Here is a 20,758-nt window from a genome sequence, read left to right as displayed (position 1 = left end):
CCGTGCTGGGGGACTTTTTCTGGCGGGCATTGATCGGCGGCCTTGGGGTCGCGCTGGTGGCCGGCCCGCTGGGTTGCTTTGTGGTCTGGCGCCGGATGGCCTATTTCGGCGATACCCTGGCCCATTCCGCTCTGCTGGGTATTGCTCTGAGCTTCCTGATCAGTGTCCCGTTGAACCTGGCGGTGATCATCACCTGTGTGGTCATTGCCCTGGCACTGGTGATGCTGTCACGCACCCGCGTGCTGGCAACCGACACCCTGCTGGGCATCCTGGCCCACAGTGCCCTGGCCATCGGCTTGGTCACCCTGAGCTTCATGCCGAATGTCCGGGTGGATTTGACCGGCCTGCTGTTCGGCGATTTGCTCGCCATGAACCAACAGGACCTGCTCTGGATCTACGGTGGCGCGGCCTTTGTGCTGACCCTGCTGGCCGTGCTCTGGCGGGGTCTGCTGATGAGCACCATTCACGAAGAACTGGCGCGGGTCGAAGGCATTCCAGTAGAACGCTTGCGGCTGGCGTTGATGTTGATGTTCTCGCTGGTCATCGCCGTGGCCATGAAGATTGTCGGGGTGTTGCTGATTACCGCCCTGCTGGTGATTCCGGCTGCGACTGCCCGGCGGCTGGCCCGGAACCCGGAACACATGGTGGGGCTGGCTATTATCTTTGGTTTTGTCGCGGTGACCGGCGGCCTGACCCTGTCCTGGCACCTGGACACGCCGGCCGGTCCGTCAGTCGTGGTGACCGCCTTCCTGAGTTTCCTGCTGGTGTACAGCCTGGCCCGTAAACCCGCCTAAAGCGGCTGTATTCGGTCCAAAACCCGGCCGGTTTCCACCAGCTCAAGAAATTCATCGCCCATTCGTTCGCTCTCGGCAATGGCGCGACGCCAGGAATTTTCCCGGCCTGCGTTATCGCCGGCGTAGCGCTCGAAATCTTTCCGGTCCGGCAACTTGCCATCGGGCAACGAGGCCAGGTACTCGGGTGACGGCGCCACCAGCAACACATCCTGTACCCGGGTTGGATCGCCACGGCGCCAGGGCAGCGCCTTATCGAACCAGCCTGGCACGATCTTGTCGGTAAAGTGGGGGTATAACACGATGCCCGGCTGCTGCCAGGGTAAGTCCAGGTGGTAATCGAGCATGCCGCCATCCCGGTAAACCCCGGTCGGGCCACCCGGCAAATCCTGAACGCCGGAGAGGATCATCGGAATGGACCCCGAAGCCAGCAACGACGGCATCAGGTTTTCCCGGGTCAGGTCGATCTGGTGGCTGGTAAAATCCGCCAGCTCTGAAACCGGTATGTTACCACGGGGGTCCCGCACGATGCCCCGTTCCATGAAACGGCCCAGATGCCGGCGCCCCAGCATGTTGGCACTGACTGCCCCCATCAGTCCCAGTCCCAGCCGGCCCCGGGTGTCTTCCGCCAGCAGGCCCAGGCTGCGAATCACCACAATGTTGAGGCGATACCAGGGGTGTTGAAGAATGTACTCTTCCCGCCCTCCAAGGAGTTCGTCCAGGAATTCGATGGCGCTGCGAGTGACATTTTCAGCTTTCATTCCCTTTTCGAAGCGTTGGCGGGTGTACATGTCCGCCAGCTTTTTCAGCTGAGCGACCGGATCGTCGGAAGAGGCAATGGCTGCAAAACGCCAGCTGCCCACGGACGCCCCCACCAGGGCCCGCTCCTGGGGAGCCCGCGGCAGCCATTCACCAAAAATGGCCTGGTCCAGGCCACTGATGCCCAGTCCCTTGGGGCCACCGGCCGCGCCAGGGATCACGTGAATGTCGTCCGGCGTCAGTTTTTTCTGACGCAGTCGCTCCATTGCCCGCCTGCCCGCGCGAATGGTCAGCGATGGTTTCGTCGTGTGTATTGCCGTCATTCAATATCCTCGGTTGCAGGGCGTCATCATGTCGAAAAATTCACTGGAGGGCCAGACATGGCGAAAGTGCGCAAATTCCCTTAAGCTTCGCCCTCTATCTGGCTCACACTTTCATTACTGGCTTAAGTATCCGGGAACAACCATGTCATTACCTGTCGAAGACCTTGCTGAACACTTCCGCGCCATTATTGATGGCCTGGGAGAGGATCCTGACCGAGAAGGCCTGCAGGACACGCCAACGCGCGCGGCCAAGGCCATGAAGTTTCTGACCCAGGGCTATGAGCAGGACCTGGCCGAACTGGTCAACAACGCCGTGTTCGAGTCGGCCATGGATGAGATGGTGGTGATCCAGGATATCGAGCTTTACAGCATGTGCGAGCACCACATGCTGCCCTTCATCGGCAAATGCCACATTGCCTATCTGCCTCAGGGCCGGGTACTGGGCCTGTCCAAGTTTGCCCGCGTTGTGGATATGTATGCCCGCCGGCTTCAGATTCAGGAGAATCTGACCCGCGAGATTGCCGAGGCGATCGAGAACGTTACCGGTGCCAAGGGTGTGGCCGTGGTCATTGAGGCCCAGCACATGTGCATGATGATGCGAGGCGTCGAGAAGCAGAACTCACGCATGAAAACCTCCATGATGCTGGGTCAGTTCCGCAAGTCCCAGGCCACCCGTACCGAATTTCTAAACCTGATCAGCAATAACCGATAAATTGCCAAGGAGCGCGTTATGCCCCGCAAGAACCCGGTTCAGATCCGCGACATTCTCGAATCCGTTCGCACCATTGCCCTGGTGGGTGCCAGTGAAAAAACGGATCGCCCATCCCACGAGGTAATGTCGTACTTGCAACGCCAGGGCTACCGCGTGATTCCGGTGAACCCACGGCTCGCTGGCCGGCAGTTGCTCGGAGAGACCGTCTATGCCGACCTTACCTCCCTGCCGGAGCCGGTCGACATGGCGGACCTCTTCCTCGCGCCGGAACGCACCGATACAGTGATTGATCAGGCCATTGTCGAAAAAATTCCGGTACTGTGGCTGCAGATCGGCGTCATCAACGAGACTGGCGCCCAACGCGCCGAAGCAGCGGGCCTGCAAGTGATCATGGACGCATGCCCGAAACAGGAGATTCCCCGGTTGTCGATCCGGACACCGGCAGCCACGCTGTAAACCGGTTATGAGAGAACTGAGACGTTTCGGTTAACACGTATGCCTGTTCCCCATTAGAACACTCTGCCATAATCGACAAAAAATCATAACCAGAGACCTCAGCCAACCCCAGAGGTTGCGGAGACCAATGTGGAAAAACCCGAAACGTCCCTAAGAATGTTCGCGCGAATAGCGATGAGCCCGGCCTTTCCTGTGGTGATTTTCGTGGTTTTTCTGGCCCTGGCCGTGATGCTCCGCAGTGGTCTTGTCCGGCAGAACACCCTGCAAATCGAACAGAACCTGGAAAACGAAGCCCGCGCCCTGGCGGGCACGCTGGAACGCGAATTCACGGTACACGCCGAGGCCATCGGTCGCATGGCAAGCCGCATGGCCATGTCCGAGAACTTTTCAGAGCGCCAGTGGCGTGCCGATGCCCGCCATTACCTGGACGATTTCGGTGTTTACCAGGCGCTTGAATGGATTGACCGTGATTTTGTGATTCGCTGGCTCGAACCCCTGGCCGGCAATCAGGACGTCACCGGTTTCAACGTCGCCTTTAACCAGGAGCGCCGCCACGCCCTTGAGCGTTCCATTCGCACCGGCAACTACGACCTCTCCGGCATCATCGAGCTGCGTCAGGGTGGAAAAGGCATGGTGCTCTACCACCCGATTGGCGTCGGCGAAGACAATAACGGCTTTATCGCCGGTGTCTTCCGGATGGAAACCCTGGCCGAGCAACTGTTGACCAGCCGCACGCTGGAGCGGTTCCAGATTGTCATCCAGTACGGGCGGAACTCGGCGTATCAACTGAATTCATCCGCCAATATCGCCCCAGGTTTGAGTGATACCTTTCCCGTCGATCTGCCCAATCTTGATTGGCGCCTGACACTGCGCCCCGATCAGGACTGGGTTGCTGCCCAGCGCAGTGGCTGGCCCAACGCCACCTTCGTCAGCCTGCTGCTGATGGGGCTGCTGACCAGCCTGACCACCCTGTTGGTACAACTGATTCTGCGCCGGAACCAGGCCCTGCTGAAAACCCGACGGGAACTGGAGCAGGAAATAGACCAACGCAAGGCCATCCAGACCGACCTGGAGCGCCTGGAATCCACCGACACGCTCACCGGCCTGGCCAACCGCCGGTTCTTCATGGAAGACCTGACTCACACTATTAACATTGCCGACCGGCAGATGCGCCAGGTGGCGCTGGTGATGATGGACCTGGACCGCTTCCAGATGCTCAATGATTCCCTGGGCCATCAGTTTGGTGACGAGCTGCTGATCAAGGTCTCGGAGCGGCTGAATGAGCTGAGTAACGAGCGAATCCTGGTGGCCTATTCCGGTGGCGATGAATTCATGGTCTGCCAGCAACAGGTGGACGATCTGGATGATGTGATTCACCTGTTGGGCCAGATCAAGCAGTGTTTCCATGCACCCTTTGAAGTTCATGGTGAAAAACACAGCATTACCGCCACTATGGGCGTCGCCGTCTATCCCCAAAGCGGCCTGGATGCCGATACCTTGTTGCGAAACGCCGACATTGCCCTGTACCGGGCCAAGGATCATGGGCGTAATACCTACCAGTTCTACACCGAGGGCATGCAGGAAAAAGAGGTCATGCGCCTGGAGCTGGATAAAGACCTGGACCACGCCCTGGAAAACGACGAATTCGTGTTGTACTACCAGCCGCAGCTGGATCTCAGTAATGGGGAGATTCACAGCGTTGAAGCACTGATTCGCTGGCAGCATCCGCGCCGGGGCCTGCTGGCACCGGGTGCATTCATTCCCCTGGCGGAGGAAAGCGGCCGCATCAATGATATTGGCCGCTGGGTCGTGCGGGCTGCCTGTCGCCAGCTGGCGCGCTGGAAGGGCACACCCTACCGGAACCTGCGCGTTGCCGTGAATCTGTCGGGGCTGGAACTGGACGATGACAGCCTGGTGGATTCCATACGGTATGCCCTGCATGAGAATGGTGTAGCACCTTCAAGCCTGGAGGTGGAGCTGACCGAGGAAATTTTCATCCAGAACATCGAGCACAATCTCAATCAGCTGTCCCGCTTGCGCAAGCTGGGCATTCACCTGGCCATTGATGATTTCGGGGTGGGCTATTCCTCCCTGGCATACCTGCGCGATTTCCCGGTGGATCTGCTGAAAATCGACCGCTCGTTCATCACCCATGTCACGCATCGCCATGACGACGCGGTGATTACCCGGGCGGTCATCAATCTGGCCCACAATTTGGGCATCCAGGTGGTGGCCGAGGGCGTAGAAACCGAAGGGCAACTGAATTTCCTGCGCCATCACAGTTGTAACATGGCCCAGGGCTTCCTGATCAGCCGGCCGATTCCGCCGCAGGATCTGGAAAAGGCATTGGAGAAAGGGCTTCTTACAACCGGCGTACCGGCCAATTCCTGATTGTTTTTGGCGGTGTCAGTCCGCAAACTAGAAACAAATGGGGGAGCAGCAAGCGGGAAGGCCTTTCCAAAACACGCTGTAAATACATCCCTGTAGCGCTCGAGCTCCGCCATCCATGGCTCCGCACGGTTTTGGAAAGGCCTTCCCGCTTGCTGCCTCGAACTCATTACTGAACCCTCAAGGTTAACCATGGCAGCAAAGTATCTCACTCCAGAACAGGACGCCCAGCTCCGCCGCTGGGAACGCTGGAACCGCAATTATTTTATCTTTGCGTTTTTCGCGCTGATCGTCGTACTGGTGTTCAGCTCCCAGCTGGGGATTTCCTCCGGTGACGAATGGGGCTCACTCGGCGTACTGCTCGCCATCCTCATCGTGCCCATTATCGTGCTGCAATTGCGTCTGAAGTGCCCCGCCTGTGGCGCAAAAATTGGCTGGCAGGCGAAACTGCTGGCACCAGACCAATGCCGGGCCTGCGGTACGTTTCTGCAGTCCAAAAAATCCTCTTCCTGATTTTTCTTTCCCGGAACCTTTGACCTGTGAGTAACTCACAGGTTCTATCCTTTTTACAAGTAGCATTCTGCCCGGGAGTTCACCGTGCGGGTGTGGGTGGCGCTTCCGAAAATGTTCGTAGCCATGGATGGCGGAGACAAGCGTACATGGATGTACTCGCAGCGGTTTTCGGAAGCGCCACCCACACCCGCACTCCCCGGAAAGTCGATTGCCTGCTAAAGCAACATAAATGCTTTTAGGAAGTCCGACGCCATGAAAGTCAAAGACATCGCCACCGCAGCCAACGTAAAACCGGATACTGTGCGCTTCTACACCCGCGAGGGGCTGCTGCAGCCGACGCGGAACCCGGAGAACAATTACCAGCAGTACGACGCTGAAGATCTTCGCCGTCTGCGGTTTGCCCGCAAGGCCCGGCAACTGGGTTTTTCACTGCCGGAGATCCGGGAAATTCTGGAGCAGGCGGACGAGCATCATTCTCCCTGCCCCATGGTCCGGGACGTGTTCCAAAAACGGCTGGCGGCGGTGGAGCAGGAAATTGCCCAACTGGAACAGCTGCGGGAGCGGATGGTATCCGCGCTGTCGGCCTGGGAGGACATGCCGGATGCCACACCAGACGGACACACCATTTGCCGGTTAATTGAACACTGGGACGATCCTTCAGAGGATTGTTGCCATAAGGAGCCAAGCGATGGATAAAACAGTGACACTGAAAACCACGCTGACGATTTCCGGAGCCACCTGTCAGGGTTGCGCGAAGAAGATTCGCAACGCACTGGAACCGTTGACTGGTAGCACCGAGCTGGTCGAAGTAGATCTGGACAAGCAGACTGTGGCTTTGCCAGATGGAATTGATGCCGAGGAAGCGGCTCGGATCGTGACCGAAACGGGTTATCCGGCGGAGCCGGTCCAGGCTGAAGGCGGCGAATGCTGTGACAGTCAGTCCGAAAAAGCCGAGAGCTGCTGCGCATCGTCAAAGGAAAAGAAAGTCACCTTGAGCATTTCCGGCGCGTCCTGCCAGGGTTGCGCGAAGAAGATTCGTAACGCTCTGGAGTCGCTGGCTGGCAGCACCGAGAACGTTGAGGTGGATCTCGACAACCAAACGGTGACACTCCCCGCGGGAGTAGATGCCAAAGAAGCAGCCCGCATCGTCACGGAGACGGGCTATCCAGCAGAGCCTGTTCAGACTGAGGATGAGGAAGACAGCGACGGTCAGTCCGAAAAACCGGAGAGCTGCTGCGCGTCAAAGAAAGCTTCGTCCTGTCACGGCAGTCAATCGGCAGAAAAAGAAGATACCGCCGACGCGGAGGCCACTCCCGCGCAAAGTTTTCGTGACCAGCAGCGCAAAAATACGGATACCGAAGAGCAGGTCGCATTATCCGTTACTGGCGCCACCTGTGCGTCCTGTGTGAACACCATCGAGAAGGCCCTGATGTCGGTGCCCGGCGTCACCCACGCCCACATGAACCTGTCGGATAACACCGCCACGGCCACCGGCGATGCCGACCCGCAGGCGCTGGTGGAGGCCGTGGAGAGCTCGGGCTATGGCGCCAGCGTGATTGAGAACGAAGACGAGGCGGATGCCCGCAAGCAGGAAGAAGACCAAAAGCAGTACAAGACCCTGCTGGTAAAGATGGCGGTGAGTCTCTCCCTCGGCCTGGGCCTGATGATCTGGGGTATGGGCATCGACACCATGATGGTGACCGAGGCCAACCAGCTCACCTGGATCAACCTGGGCATCCTGACTCTGGGTGTCATGATCGCCACCGGTGGCCACTTCTACACCGGGGCCTGGAAGGCGTTCAAGCACCACAACGCCAACATGGATACGCTGATCGCCCTGGGTACGGGCACGGCCTGGCTGTATTCCATCGTGGTCGCCAGCTTCCCCGACGCGCTGCCTGAAATGGCCCGGCACGTGTATTTTGAAGCCTCGGCGATGATCATCGGTCTGATCAATCTGGGTCAGGCGCTGGAGTTGCGGGCCAAGGGCAAGACCTCCGAGGCGGTACGCCGTTTGCTGGATTTGCGCGCCAAGACCGCCCGGGTGATCCGGGACGGCGAAGAGCAGGATATTCCCGTTGAGGACGTCCAGAAAGGCGACCAAATTCGCGTGCGCCCGGGCGAGAAACTGCCAGTGGATGGCGTCATCGCCGAGGGCTCCACCCGCATTGACGAGAGCATGCTCACCGGCGAGCCGATGCCGGTCAGCAAGGGCGAAGGCGATGACGTCTCGGCCGGCACCCTGAACACCCATGGCTCGATCATCTACGAGGCCACGCGCGTGGGCAGTGACACGGCGTTGGCACAGATCATCAAGCTGGTGAAAAAGGCCCAGGGCTCGAAGCCCGCCATTGGCCGACTGGCCGACAAAATCTCTTCGGTGTTTGTGCCCACGGTCATGCTGATTGCCGTGGTTGCCGCGCTGGTCTGGTACAACGTCGGGCCAGAGCCGGCGGTGGTACACATGATGGTCGCCGCCACCACCGTTCTGATCATCGCCTGCCCCTGTGCGCTCGGTCTGGCAACGCCCATGTCCGTCATGGTGGGCGTGGGCAAGGCCGCGGAATACGGCGCGCTGATTCGCCAGGGCGATGCCCTGCAGACCGCCGGCAAGCTGGATCTGGTAATCCTGGACAAGACCGGCACCATTACCGAGGGCCGCCCGGCGGTCACCCACGTGCAGGCCAGCGACAGCGACGAAAGCAAACTGCTGGCCCTGGCGGCGGGGCTGGAACAGCATTCCGAACACCCCCTGGCCGAAGCCATCCTGGCGAAAGCCAAGGAGGATGACATCGAACCGTTGAAAGTCACCGGTTTTGAAGCCCTGAATGGCAAGGGGGTCCAGGGCGAACACGACGGCCAGCCGGTGCGACTGGGCAACCGGCGCTGGCTTGAGGCCGAAGGCCTGGCTATGGACAACCTGGATGAGGCAGCCCGGCGCATTACCGAAGAGGCCGGTACGCCCTTGTTCCTGGCATTGGGTGAGAAGGTATTGGGCGTGATCGGTGTCGCCGATGCCATCAAACCGGATTCCAAAGCCGCCATTGAGCGACTGCACCAGGCTGGCATCAAGGTGATGATGGTGACCGGGGATATCGACGCCACCGCCAAGGCCATTGCCACCAAGGCCGGCATTGATGATTACCGGGCCGAAGTGCTGCCGGAAGACAAGGCCGAGGTGGTCAGTGAAATGCGTGGCAAGGGCTACACCGTGGCCATGGTGGGTGACGGCATTAACGATGCGCCGGCCCTGGCGGCCGCCGATGTCGGCTTTGCCATTGGCACCGGCACGGATGTCGCTATCGAGAGCGCGGCCATCACCCTGATGCGCGGTTCCCTGCACGGCGTGCCCGATGCCATTGAGATTTCCCGGGCGACAGTGACCAACATTCACCAGAACCTGTTTGGGGCGTTTATCTACAACTCCCTGGGTATTCCGGTGGCGGCCGGCCTGCTGTACCCGCTATGGGGCATCCTGATGAGCCCCATCCTGGCCGGCGCGGCCATGTCACTGTCGTCCGTGACGGTGGTTTCCAATGCCAACCGGCTGCGGTTGTTCCGCACCAGCCATCAACCGACCGCCGATAAGCAAAAGGAGTGAAACCAATGCAGGATTTACTGGTCAATCTGGGAGGTCTTGCCCTGATGGGAGCCATCATCTGGTGGTTCTGGCTCTCCGGCTCCGATTCAAAAGCGTCTGAACATCAGCACCATTGAGGAAAGCACAATGAAAAAACACACCCTGGCCCTAGGCCTCACTGCGGCACTCGGTTTCAGCTCCACCGCCCTGGCGACCGAAGCTACCCTGCCGAGCGTTCACGTGTACAAGTCGCCCACCTGCGGCTGCTGCACCGCCTGGATGGACCACCTTGAAGAAAATGGCTTTGAGGTCACTGCCACCAATTCCAACAATATGGCACAGATTAAACAGGAAGCAGGCCTGATCCCTGCCCTGGGCAGTTGCCATACCGCTTACGTGGGCGATTACGTGGTGGAAGGCCATGTGCCGGCCGACGACATCAAGCGCTTGCTCAGCGAAGCCCCCATGGCCACGGGACTGAGCGCTCCGGGCATGCCCGCCGGCTCACCCGGCATGGAAATGAGCAACCGACAGGACAGCTATCAGCTCATCCTTTTCAACAATCGGGGACAGACCCGGGTCTTCGCCGAGCACAACTGATGAATCCGGGCGGGGAGGATGCATTTTGATGATTTTTTGTCCTCAAAATGCTCTCGGTGTTCTAGTATAAGGGGCTGACACAATACGGACGTTGTAATAGGACCCGCTTTGAGCCTCAAGACCCGAATCCTCGCCCTGCTGACTGTGCTGATTATCGTTGCAGCTTCCGCATCGCTGCTGGCGTATCGGGAGCTGTCGGCCAGTATCATCGAGCGCTGGGGCAAACAGGTCGCTGAAATCCAGGTGCGTTACGACAGCGCCCGCCTGCTCCAGTCCTTGGAAAGAGAAATTGGCCTGGCGCGACAGATGGCGCAATCCAATGCCCTGCTTCGTTGGGCCGACAATCCCGATGATAAATTGCTCGAAGGCGCCGCCATCCGGCAAATGGAGAGTTACCGGGAGAACTTCCGTGACAAGAGTTATTTCGTTGCCCTTCGGGAAAACGGTCGTTATTACTACAACAACGCCGACGACAAATACGCCAACAACCAGTTCCGCTATGTACTGGACGCGAACGACCCGGACGACGCCTGGTTCTACCAGCTGATTGAAGAAGGCCGGGATTTCCACCTCAACGTTAACCCCGACACCGAACTGGGGGTCACAAAGCTCTGGATCGATGTGCTGATGCGCAATGCCGACAACGAGATTGTCGGCATGGTGGGCACCGGCCTCAACCTGGACAACTTCCTCCAGGACATCGTCGACATCGGCCAGGAAGGCATTACCACCCTGTTCGTCGATTACAACGGCGCCATCCAGCTGTACCGGGATCGTAACTACATCGATTTCGCCAGCATCATCAAGCCCGAAGGCCAGAAGAACACCGTAGACCTGTTGTTCGATCACCCCGAGGACAAGCACCTGATCCTGGGCATGTTGCAAATGCTAAAGCAGCGCAATGGTGAAAAAGGCGCCGTCGAAAGTGGCTTTGTCACTATCGACGGGCGCAAACACCTGGCGGGCATTTCCTACCTGCCCGCCATCGGCTGGTTTGAGATTACCCTGCTGGACCTCAATGCCCTGCTCTCGCCCAGTTACCTCTGGCCTTTGATCGCCGTATTCCTGGCCAGCTTGCTGATCACCCTGCTGATTTTCCACCTGATCATCCAGTCCCGCATTCTGAAGCCGGTTATCAGCCTGGAACATGCCATCAAAAGGGTTCGCGAAGGCCGCTTTGATCTGCCCTACCTGCCCAAACCCGATAATGAAATCGGCCGGCTGGTGGATCATTTCGAAAAAATGACCCACACCGTCCATGACACCACTCGCAACCTGGAAGACAAAGTCGCCCACCGTACCGCAGAGTTGCATCGGCTGGCGCGGGTGGATGCCCTGACCGGCCTGAAGAACCGACGGGGACTGGACGAGGTGGTCGTCGACGAAATCGAGCGGGCAGCCCGGGAGCAAAAAGGGTTTGGCCTGATCTGGCTGGACATCGACAACTTCAAGGACATCAATGACAGCCTGGGCCATCAGGCCGGCGATGACATTCTGTGCCGGGTAGCGCTGTGGCTCAAAGCCACGGTCCGGCCCTATGACCATCCCGGTCGTTGGGGTGGGGATGAGTTTGTGGTGTTACTGTCGCCCTGCGACGATGAAGTGCTTGAGCAGACCAGCAATCGTATCCGCTTGGCGGTTGAGCAGGAGAGCCTGAAAGCCGGCATGCCCGTGACGGTGAGTGTCGGCGGCCACCTTTGCCAGCCGGGTGAAGACACCGACACCATCCTTCGACAGGCAGACCGGGCCTTGTATGCCGCCAAGGAGCGGGGCCGCAACACTGTCTGCATCACCCACTCCGACGAAAGCATCGTTTCATCGGAGGGATGAGCCGGAGCCACCGCCCCGGCGATTGCCCTTAATAAAGGTAGGGCGACAGGGCCAGCTCCAGCCTGGCCTGGGTGGCGTACAGATCTGACGTTTTCACCACTGGCTGTGCTGGCGGCACAGCTGTCGGCCAGGCCTCCTCCAGTTCGTCCAGAACCTTGTTGCTGTCGCGCCAGGCTTCCTTGTTCTGTTTCATCAGGGCAGCCTTGTTCCGTTCCAGATATTCCCGGGCGGCCATCACGAAGCCGCGACCATCCTGATATTCATACTCCGCGACAAAACGACCGTCGTCCTGCGCCTCATCGTATTCCAGCACGGCCTGCTTGGTCAGGGACAGCATCACTTTGGCAATGGTTGCAGGAGACTCGGGCTGATCACCGGCAATGGTGGCAAGCGCCTTGTCCATGCTTTTCCAGATGGCGTTGAAGTCAGCGCTGACATCCGACCATTTATCAACATCCTTGGCCTTCTCGGCGAGTGCCTTCAGACGCTTGCCCAGATCATTCTGGCCATGAGCCTCAAGACCGCTCTCAACCATCGGATAAACCTCAATCCACGGATGGGTCAGGTGCGGACGGCCCTCGGCAACTTCTCCGGACTTGATCAGTTCCCGGGCGGCCATCAAGTGCCCCTGCATCATGTGAATCATGGCAATCTGAGCGCCATCGGAGAGCGCTGGGGCGGTGGACGATCCGCCTTCTCCGCCTTCTCCGCCTTCTCCGCCAGCGGCAAAGTAACTGAAGGCCTCACCCGTGGCGCCACCATGGTTCTCACCACCTTCGCCACCTTCACCACCATGGCTTTGGCTTTCACCGCCTTCGCCACCCTGGTTCTCACCGCCTTCTCCACCGTAGCTTTCGCCGCTTTCTCCGCCTTCGCCACCGTGATCAGCAGACTTCACCATGTCATCGTGGCCGGATTCACCGCCTTCACCACCGTCACCAGCCCAGGCACCGGAGCTGGCCAGCAGGGTCGCTACACCCACGCCCATCCAGAGTTTCAATTTCTGTTCTTTCATTCAAAATACTCCTAGTTAACAACTACCGCCCGGCTAGTGTCCCGTCTGGTTAATTCGTTGATCTACTGCGTAGCTCTGGGATTTCTGGCCAAGGCGCCAGTGTGCAGGTGTGGTGGTTGCCACATCAAGCGCTGGCAACACCGGCCAGGAATCCCAGAGCTACGCCCTTCGGGAGCCTCTGAGAGCGTTGATAGCCGCGTTGCGCTAATTCGATATGGAACCACCATACCTTCATTAGCACGCCTTGCTCTCAACGCTCTCAGTGGTTCAGTAGGTCAACGAATTAACCAGACGGGACACTCGGCGCCGACGTTGATGACTCATAAAAGGATAGGGCATGATGCGTCAAACTGCGGCGCGATTGCAAATTATTCCCATTACTAAAATGGAGTTCTCATGATTCTATGTATAGGCAACATACTGACACCAGAGCAAGTTGTCCGGATTCGGGAGGCGCTGGACGACGGCCAGTTTGAGGATGGCCGAAAAACCGCCGGTTGGCATGCGCGCCTGGTCAAGAACAACGAGCAGATGGCCTCTGGCAGCGCCCAGGCCCAGGAACTGCGGGCGGAAGTCGAAGCAGCACTGACGGGCCACCCCCTGTTCCAGATGGCAGTTCGCCCCCGCAAGATGACCCCGCTCATCTTCAGTCGCTACCGGGATGGCATGACCTATGGGAACCATGTAGATGATCCAGTCATGGGTCGGGGCGACAACCGCATCCGCACCGACATCTCATTTACACTGTTCCTGGATGATCCGGACAGTTACGACGGCGGCGAACTGGTCACCGATACCACCGCTGGTGAGCAATCCTACAAACTGCCTGCCGGTTCCGCCGTGATTTACCCGTCCTCTACACTGCATCGGGTTGAGCCGGTCACAAGAGGGCAGCGACGCGTCGCGATTGGCTGGATCCAGAGCACCATCCGCGATCCTGGCCAACGGGAAGTGCTTTTTGATCTGGATACCGCCCGCCGCCAGATCTTTGATCGTGACGGCAAAACCGACGAATTCGATCTGCTGACCAAATCCCTGGCGAACCTGCAGCGGTTCTGGGCAGAAGTATAGAGCCGGCGTGTAGCAATAAGGTATCTGACGACGGGTTCCAGAACCGTTATACTCCGCCCAACATACATTTTTTCAGTCAGGTTCCTTTTCATGCTCAACGCCGACGCTCTCAGCCAATTGCGCCAGCTCAAAACCGACATCAAGGAAAACAAGGTGGTTTTCCCCGGTACCGTGAAGGCCACCAACGGGCGCTTCGGCTTTGTTGCCCTCGACGAGGGCCGGGACGTGTTTCTGCCACCCGAAGAAATGCAGAAGGTGCTTCCCGGCGATCGGGTCAACATCACCGAGCATACGGCAGACAAAGGCAAAACCCAGGGCGAGGTGGACGAATTGCTGGAGTCCCACCTGACCACCTTTGTTGGCCGCTACCTGATCAAGGGCAAAGGCCACTTCGTGGCACCGGAAACCCCGGGCATCAACCGCTGGATTTTTATTCCGCCCAAGGAACGCATGAACGCCGAACCCGGCGACTTCATCTACTGCCAGATCCATCGCCACCCGTTCAAGGACGGCAAGGGCCAGGCGAAAGTACTGCGGGTCATCGGCAAGGCCGGAGAGCCCGGCATTGAGCGCGCCTTCACCCTGGCCAATTTTGATCTGGCCGATACCTGGCCAGAGCCCGTGCAGAAACAGGCCGACAGCCTGGACGAAGGCCAGGTGGTGGCTGCCAGCGAGGGCCGGGAAGACCGCACCAACAAGCCTTACGTCACCATCGACAGCCCCGGCACCCAGGACATGGACGACGCCCTGATGGCCACGCCTAACGCCACCGGCTGGACCCTGTCGATTGCCATTGCCGACCCCGGCGCCTTGATTGAACCGGGCAGCCCGGCCGAGGAAGAAGCCTTTAACCGAGCCACGGCCATCTATTTCCCGGGCGAGCCCTTGCCGATGCTGCCCGAAGGCATCAGCACGCGCCTTTGCTCCCTGATGCCGGACACCCCGCGCCTGACGCTGGTGTGTGACTTGCAAGTCAACAACGACGGTAGCCTGGGCGACTACAGCTTCCACCAGGCCACCATCCGTTCCAAGGGCAAACTCAGCTACGATCTGGTCGCCCATTTGATTGAGGGCCGGGAAGACGACGAGATCAAGGCACTGCCCGATGACGTCACCAACAGTCTGGACCAGCTGCACCAGGCCGCCACTGCCTTACGCAAATGGCGCGCCGAACACGCTCTGCTGAACACCGACCGCCCGGAATTTCGCCTGCGTCTGGATGAAAACAAGCGTATCCGCCTGATCGAACCGGCGGTCCAGAACGAAGCCCACCGGCTGGTGGAAGAATGCATGGTGGCCGCCAACCGCTGCGCAGCCGACTTCCTGCAGACCCAGGGCGAAGGCCTGTTCATCCAGCACCCCGGCCTGCGGGACGACCGCGCCGACAACATCCGCAAACTGCTGGAAAGCTACGCCCCGCACCTGACCGAGGTGGACGCTGGCTCCGCCGAAGGCTTCAAGAAGCTGATGAAGCACAGCGAACAGGTGGAGGCCGAAGTACCGGTCAAATCCATCCTGTCCCGACAGCTGGCCCGTGCCGAGCTGGGATTTGAACCGGCCCCTCACCAGGGCATGGGCCTGGCGGCCTACACCACCTTCACCTCCCCGCTGCGCAAGTTCTCGGACTTCTACGTACACCGGCTGATCCAGGCGGCGCTGTGGAACAAGCCCATGAAGGCCCTTAACAGCCAACAACTGGAAGCCCTTCAGGCCGCCCAGTTCCGCGCCCGCCAGGCGGCCAACACCCTGGAAGCGTGGCTCAAGGCCGATTACGCCAAGAGCCTGCCGGAGGAACCCATGGAAGGCACCATCAGCCGCACCACGCCTTCCGGCTTCTTTGTGCGCCTGGACAACAACGGCCTGGAAGGCTTCGTCAGTTGCAAGGACCTGGACGGCAAGTACAGCTTCGACCCCGTAACCCTGCGCCTGATGCACAACAAGAACGGCCGTATCTTCCAGCTGGACCAGCGGGCGACCGTCAGCTTTGCCGGCGTGGACGAGGAACGCCGGCAGATCAACTTCAAACTGATCAGTGTCGAGGAAGTGCCGCCAACGCCTGAGGCAACTCCGAAAGACTCGTAATCACGGCCGAGGGCTCAATCCCCCAATCCTCGAACACCCGGGCGGCATCGCGCTTCACCCAGATTGCGGTGAGCCCCGCCGCCCGGGCACCAATCACATCCCAGGCATTGCTGGAAACCAGACACAGCGCCCCGTCCCAGGCCCCGGTGGCCCGGCGCGCCCAGGTGTACACCGCCGGATCCGGCTTGAAGCTTTTCACGTCATCCACCGACACCAGGCCATCGAACTGCGCCAGCAAATCGTTATGACCCAGCACTTTCTCCAAAGCCGGGTAGCTACCGTTGGAGAAGGCAAACAGAGGATACTGCCCCTTGAGCGCCTTGAGCGCCGGCAGGGCGTCGTCAAACGCCGGCAGGGCCAGATAGGCGGCCATCAGTTCGTCCTCGCGCCCCTTCGAAAGTGCCAGACGGTGAACCGCCATGGCGTATCTCAATGCCTGCCGCGTACAGACCCCAAAATCCTCATAGACCCGCATCAGGCCCTTGCGAAACGAGAACTCCAGCTGCTTCTCCCGCCACAGGGCAGCCACCGACGACGCCTCCTCACCAGCCTCGAGACGCAAAAGGTCCGACATCCCCATGGGGTCCACCAACGTACCGTACACATCGAACGCCAGGGTCATGCTCATACCGAAAATTACCTCCATCGGACTGCTGGATTATCCTGTTGAGCTTAGCCGGGAATTGAAACTATGCTGGCCAATCCAGTGCAAAGTCATCCAAAGTAAGCTAAACAGAGTAAATATCAGAACCTTACAATGAACAGAAGGAGTGTCCCATGCCAGCCAACGTGACCCTCGACGGCAACCCCATCGAAATCAGCGGCAAGCTTCCCCAACCGGGTGAAAACACCCCGCCATTCACCCTGACCAACAGTGGCCTGGAAGACGTGAAGCTCGACCACTGGGCCGGCAAACGCAAAATCCTCAACATCATCCCCAGCATCGACACCGGCGTCTGCGCCGCCTCCACCCGAAAATTCAACGAAAAAGCCGGCAGCCTGGACAACACCGTGGTGCTGGTTATCTCCGCCGACCTGCCCTTCGCCGCCTCCCGTTTCTGCGGTGCCGAAGGCCTGAAAAATGTGGAAACCCTCTCCACCTTCCGCAACTACAGCTTCCAGCAGGACTACGGCGTCGCCATCCAGACCGGCCCCCTCGCCGGCCTCTGCGCCCGGGCCGTGGTTGTCCTGGATGAAAACAACAAGGTCCTGCACAGCGAGCTGGTTAACGAAATCAAGGAAGAGCCGGATTATGACGCGGCGCTGAAGGCACTCTAAAGAATTCTAGCGTCCAACTTCGGAAATCCGATTGCGGAAGACCGAAAAAACCAAAGTAGTCCGGTAGGGTAGGCTGTCCCAAAATTTGTGGGCCAAATCCACAGAGAGGCCTGCACCCAAATTTGATCAAGTCGTGTGGGGATGCCTTTCCAAAAATTTGCGGAGCCAGGGATGGCGGAGCATAAGCGCCACAAGGATGTGCCGAAGGAGCGGTTTTTGGAAAGGCATTCCCATACGACGCTCAGCACAAAATCAGACACCTGTTAGAATCCCCCACCTGAATTCTGACCAGAGCACCCCATAAACGTGCAACAACCCCAGACCAACACATCCCTGGCCCGTCAGCTCTACAGCATGACCTGGCCCATGCTGTTCGGCGTACTATCACTGATGACCTTCCAGCTCACCGACAGCGCCTTCGTGGGCCAGCTGGGTGGCGATCCGCTGGCCGCGCTGGGCTTTACCGTGCCCATGCAACAACTGGTCAGCGGCATGTACGTGGGCCTCGGCATTGCCACCACAGCCATAATCTCCCGCACCCTCGGCCAGGGCGAAGACCTGCGCGCCCAACGGCTCGGGGGCCTGGTGATCACCATCGGCGCCTGCCTGGCCTTGACCCTGTGCCTGTCGGTCTGGCTGCTGCAAAACGTCATCCTGGACCTGCTCGGTGCCGAACTCGCCCTGCGTCCGGTGATCCGTGGTTATTGGGCGCCCTGGCTGGTATCCGCCTGGACCGGCGCCATGCTGTATTTCAGCTACGCCGTCTGCCGCGCCAATGGCGACACCCGCCTGCCCGGCTACATCATGATCTTCACCAGCCTGCTTAATATCGCCCTGGACCCGCTCTACATCTTCGTCTTCGGCTGGGGCCTGCCCGGTGCCGCCTGGGCCACCATCACGGCCTTTGGCCTCGGCGCCCTGATCACCTACCCCACGCTGGTCCGTCGTCAGTGGCTGCGTCTTGACCTGCTGCAATTGAAGCTGCTGGCCGCGATTCGCCAACTGGGCGGCATCATGGCCCCGGCCATGGTCAGCCAGTTGATGCCACCGGTATCCGCCATGCTGGCCACCGCCCTGGTGGCCGGCTTCGGCTCCGCCGCCGTGGGCGCCTGGGGCCTGGGCACCCGCCTGGAGTTTTTCTCCATTGTCGTGGTCCTGGCACTGACCATGTCCATGCCCCCCATGGTTGGCCGTCTGCGGGGTGCCGGCGAGCTTGAGACCATCCGCAAACTGGTTCGTCTGGCCGTGCGCTTTATCGTGGTCTGGCAGTTGGCCATTGGCCTGATCTGGCTGGCCGCCTCGGGATTTGTGGCCGAACTGTTCAGCCGCGATGCCCAGGTCCAGGAAGTCCTGTTCGACTACCTGATCCGCGTCCCGCTAAGCTACAGTGGCTTGGGCGTCTGTATCCTGATGGTATCTGTCAACAACGCCCTGGGTATGCCCATGCGCGCGCTGCTGATTTCCACCCTGCGCCTGTTTGCCTGTTATCTGCCATTATTGTGGGTGGGCAGCCGTTTGGGTGGGCTGACCGGTTTGATGACCGGCGCCCTGATAGGCAACCTGCTGGCAGGCGCCAGCGCCTATCTGCTCTATCGACAGGGGATGTCCCGATTGCGCCAGGAGGCTTGATCACAAAATACCGCTGAGGCTTTTATGGAAATTCGACCCGCCGCCACGCTGGCCCTATGTCGCGACACCTCCCATGGCATGGAAGTGTTGTTGCTTCAGCGTACCTGGAGCGCGACCTTCCTACCCGGCTATTTCGTGTTCCCCGGCGGTGCTGTTGATCAAGACGAAGCCCACGGTCGCGAGCATCTGGCCGGGCTCCAGGATGCGGATGTCAGCCAGATCATGAGCCTGGATGAAGGCGGTGCCGATTACATGCTGGCGGCTGTGCGGGAATGCTTCGAGGAAGCGGGGGTTCTCCTGGCCGACACCGCAACGGGCGATCCAATCCACGCCGACCACCCGGCTCGCCGGCAACGCCAGGCGCTGTTCGACAACGAGATGTCCCTGGCGGAGCTGTGCCGCCAGCACGACTTGACGGTTTCCCTGGACCAGTTGGCGTACCTGGGCCACTGGATCACGCCACCCGGGCCACCCAGACGCTTCGACACCCGTTTTTTTGTGGGCGTTGCTCCCGAACACCAAACCGCCAGCCACGATGGCCAGGAAACCATTGATCATGTCTGGATCACCCCGGAACAGGCCCTGGCGGACCACCGGGCCGGGCAACGGAAGATCGGCATCCCAACCCTGCGGACCCTGCGGGTGCTCAGCGAGTTCGACACCACCAGCGAACTCATGCGCTACGCCCTGGCCAATCCGCCGGAACCTTACCCTACCCAGGCCTGGCCGGCGGTCAAAAAAGGCGAACCAATTATCCTCGAACCCAATGCCCCGGCTTATGACGAAGCGGCCAAACTGGATCCCGAGGGTGAAGGCACCACACACGCGGACATTGTGCCGGGTGAGCCGGTCAATATCGCCGCCGGTGTCACCCGCCTGACCGCCCCCAACCCCGGGGTCATGACCGGCCCGGGCACCAACACCTATATACTGGGCCATGAGCGCTTTACCGTGATCGACCCCGGCCCGGCGGATGACGCTCATATCCAGAAAATCCTGGAACTGACCGGCGGTAACATTGAGCAGATCCTGGTCACCCACACTCACATCGACCATTCCCCGGCGGTGCGGGCACTGAAAGACCATGTCGACTGCCCGGTGCTGGGCTGGCCAGCGCCCGAAGGCATAGAACATGACCGCACCTTCGAGCCGGATGAGGAACCGGTGCCGGGCTCATTGATCGGCACCGAAGCGGGTGACCTGAAAGTCCTGCACACACCCGGCCACGCCGCCAATCACCTGTGTTACCTGTTGGTGGACCAGGGCCTGCTGTTCTCCGGTGATCACATCATGCAGGGCACCACAGTGATCATTAACCCGCCGGATGGCGACATGAAAGCCTATATTGAATCGCTACACGACCTGCTGGCGGAATCCATGCGCCACATCGCGCCCGCTCATGGTTTTCTCATGGCCCGCCCCGCAGTGGTGATTGATCACCTGATCACGCATCGCCTGTCCCGGGAGCACAAGATGGTGCGAGCCCTTGAGGAAATCGCACCGGCCTCGCTCAAGGACCTGACGGCGAAGGCTTATGATCATTTGCCGCCGTCGATGCTGGCCCTGGCCACCCGCTCGGCGCTGGCGCACCTGTTAAAGCTGGAGGCCGAGCACCGGGTCCATCGCAAAGGGGAGCTGTGGCATCTTCATCATCAGCACTGACGCGCTTACTAACGTTTGGTAATCCAAATTTACAGGGCAGCCATGGAGTTCACGCCTGGTTGAGGGTTA

17 protein-coding genes are annotated in these 20,758 nt (G+C 59.7%); 14 read left to right on the top strand and 3 right to left on the bottom strand.

Features of this window, described 5'->3' with window-relative positions; all coding sequences use genetic code 11:
- The first annotated feature begins 5 nt into the window (after positions 1-5).
- Complete coding sequence (znuB, locus tag BY454_RS09250) at positions 6-794, top strand: zinc ABC transporter permease subunit ZnuB (protein ID WP_374953546.1); 789 nt, start codon at positions 6-8, stop codon at positions 792-794.
- Here the strand turns inward: znuB and BY454_RS09245 are convergent.
- Positions 791-1,873: a hypothetical protein gene (locus BY454_RS09245; RefSeq protein WP_104415429.1), complete on the bottom strand. Its 1,083-nt coding sequence runs from the start codon at positions 1,871-1,873 to the stop codon at positions 791-793. The genes znuB and BY454_RS09245 overlap by 4 nt on opposite strands.
- 142 nt (positions 1,874-2,015) lie before the next feature.
- On the opposite strand from BY454_RS09245, the gene folE reads away from it, so the two are divergent.
- The 8 genes from folE (at position 2,016) to BY454_RS09205 (ending at position 11,952) form a co-directional block, all read left to right on the top strand.
- Entirely contained in the window at positions 2,016-2,585 is a 570-nt protein-coding gene (gene folE, locus BY454_RS09240; RefSeq protein ID WP_104415428.1) for a GTP cyclohydrolase I FolE, read from the top strand.
- Positions 2,586-2,603: 18 nt separating this feature from the next.
- A complete protein-coding gene (locus BY454_RS09235; protein WP_104415427.1) occupies positions 2,604-3,041 on the top strand; it encodes a CoA-binding protein in 438 nt (145 codons plus the stop codon).
- A gap of 156 nt (positions 3,042-3,197) precedes the next feature.
- A complete protein-coding gene (locus BY454_RS09230) occupies positions 3,198-5,432 on the top strand; it encodes a putative bifunctional diguanylate cyclase/phosphodiesterase (protein WP_104415426.1) in 2,235 nt (744 codons plus the stop codon).
- 189 nt (positions 5,433-5,621) lie between these two features.
- Positions 5,622-5,942: a hypothetical protein gene (locus BY454_RS09225; RefSeq protein WP_104415425.1), complete on the top strand. Its 321-nt coding sequence runs from the start codon at positions 5,622-5,624 to the stop codon at positions 5,940-5,942.
- Between the two features lie 252 nt (positions 5,943-6,194).
- Complete coding sequence (locus tag BY454_RS09220) at positions 6,195-6,638, top strand: MerR family transcriptional regulator (protein WP_104415424.1); 444 nt, start codon at positions 6,195-6,197, stop codon at positions 6,636-6,638.
- Positions 6,631-9,543 carry a heavy metal translocating P-type ATPase gene (locus BY454_RS09215; RefSeq protein ID WP_146082699.1) on the top strand — a complete coding sequence of 971 codons (2,913 nt, stop codon included), beginning with the start codon at positions 6,631-6,633 and terminating at the stop codon, positions 9,541-9,543. The genes BY454_RS09220 and BY454_RS09215 overlap by 8 nt, the downstream gene beginning before the upstream one ends.
- A gap of 126 nt (positions 9,544-9,669) precedes the next feature.
- Positions 9,670-10,122 (top strand): DUF411 domain-containing protein, encoded by a 453-nt coding sequence (locus BY454_RS09210; RefSeq protein ID WP_104415423.1) that lies wholly within the window; start codon positions 9,670-9,672, stop codon positions 10,120-10,122.
- A 108-nt stretch (positions 10,123-10,230) separates the two neighbouring features.
- Positions 10,231-11,952 (top strand): sensor domain-containing diguanylate cyclase, encoded by a 1,722-nt coding sequence (locus BY454_RS09205; protein ID WP_104415422.1) that lies wholly within the window; start codon positions 10,231-10,233, stop codon positions 11,950-11,952.
- Positions 11,953-11,980: 28 nt separating this feature from the next.
- Here BY454_RS09205 and BY454_RS16865 read toward each other — a convergent pair whose 3' ends face one another.
- Positions 11,981-12,967 (bottom strand): hypothetical protein, encoded by a 987-nt coding sequence (locus tag BY454_RS16865; RefSeq protein WP_104415421.1) that lies wholly within the window; start codon positions 12,965-12,967, stop codon positions 11,981-11,983.
- Between the two features lie 396 nt (positions 12,968-13,363).
- Here BY454_RS16865 and BY454_RS09195 point away from each other — a divergent pair, with 396 nt between their 5' ends.
- Complete coding sequence (locus BY454_RS09195) at positions 13,364-14,038, top strand: Fe2+-dependent dioxygenase (RefSeq protein WP_104415420.1); 675 nt, start codon at positions 13,364-13,366, stop codon at positions 14,036-14,038.
- A gap of 90 nt (positions 14,039-14,128) precedes the next feature.
- On the top strand, positions 14,129-16,120 hold the full coding sequence (locus BY454_RS09190) for a ribonuclease R family protein (RefSeq protein ID WP_104415419.1): 1,992 nt from the start codon (positions 14,129-14,131) through the stop codon (positions 16,118-16,120).
- On the opposite strand, the gene BY454_RS09185 is transcribed toward BY454_RS09190, so the two are convergent.
- Positions 16,068-16,748, bottom strand: a complete 681-nt coding sequence (locus BY454_RS09185) for a haloacid dehalogenase type II (protein WP_104415524.1) — start codon at positions 16,746-16,748, stop codon at positions 16,068-16,070. The genes BY454_RS09190 and BY454_RS09185 overlap by 53 nt on opposite strands.
- 149 nt (positions 16,749-16,897) lie before the next feature.
- Between BY454_RS09185 and tpx the strand changes: the two genes are divergently transcribed.
- From tpx to BY454_RS09170, 3 genes are all read left to right on the top strand, one after another.
- Positions 16,898-17,398, top strand: coding sequence for a thiol peroxidase (gene tpx, locus BY454_RS09180; protein ID WP_104415418.1), 501 nt, complete (start codon positions 16,898-16,900; stop codon positions 17,396-17,398).
- A 354-nt stretch (positions 17,399-17,752) separates the two neighbouring features.
- Entirely contained in the window at positions 17,753-19,027 is a 1,275-nt protein-coding gene (locus tag BY454_RS09175) for an MATE family efflux transporter (RefSeq protein WP_104415523.1), read from the top strand.
- A gap of 24 nt (positions 19,028-19,051) precedes the next feature.
- Entirely contained in the window at positions 19,052-20,689 is a 1,638-nt protein-coding gene (locus tag BY454_RS09170) for an MBL fold metallo-hydrolase (protein WP_104415417.1), read from the top strand.
- The last annotated feature ends 69 nt before the right edge of the window (positions 20,690-20,758 follow it).

Origin of the sequence: Marinobacter persicus (assembly GCF_002934325.1) — a bacterium.
Classification (GTDB): domain Bacteria; phylum Pseudomonadota; class Gammaproteobacteria; order Pseudomonadales; family Oleiphilaceae; genus Marinobacter; species Marinobacter persicus_A.
Note: the sequence above shows the minus strand (reverse complement) of the source record. Positions and strands in the feature narration are given on the sequence as shown.